Below are 293 nucleotides of genomic sequence, written 5' to 3' on the forward strand. Positions count from 1 at the left end.
TATCCCGAATAAGATTGACCAACCCACGATGTTCAACCATCACCCCTTTGGGCGCGCCGGTAGAGCCGGAGGTGTAAATCACATAGGCCAGATGACGGGAAGTCAGCGCCGGTACCTGCGGGTTGTTGTCCGGTTGATCAGGCAAAGTATTCGGATCAAGCAGAGTCAGCCCGGCCAGCGCCTCCTCGCCCAACGCGACCCTTCCGGTCTCATCAGCCAATATGATTGAGGGAGCCGCATCATTCAGGATATGCGCCAGACGTTCCCCCGGATACGCCGGGTCCAGCGGCACA

1 protein-coding gene is annotated in these 293 nt (G+C 58.7%); it reads right to left on the reverse strand.

Going from position 1 to position 293, the window contains the following annotated elements:
• A partial coding sequence (locus ABR397_RS23755; RefSeq protein ID WP_350307840.1) for an AMP-binding protein occupies nucleotides 1-293 on the reverse strand: 293 nt, incomplete at both ends.

It is taken from the genome of Photorhabdus viridis (assembly GCF_040256935.1).
Lineage (GTDB): Bacteria > Pseudomonadota > Gammaproteobacteria > Enterobacterales > Enterobacteriaceae > Photorhabdus > Photorhabdus viridis.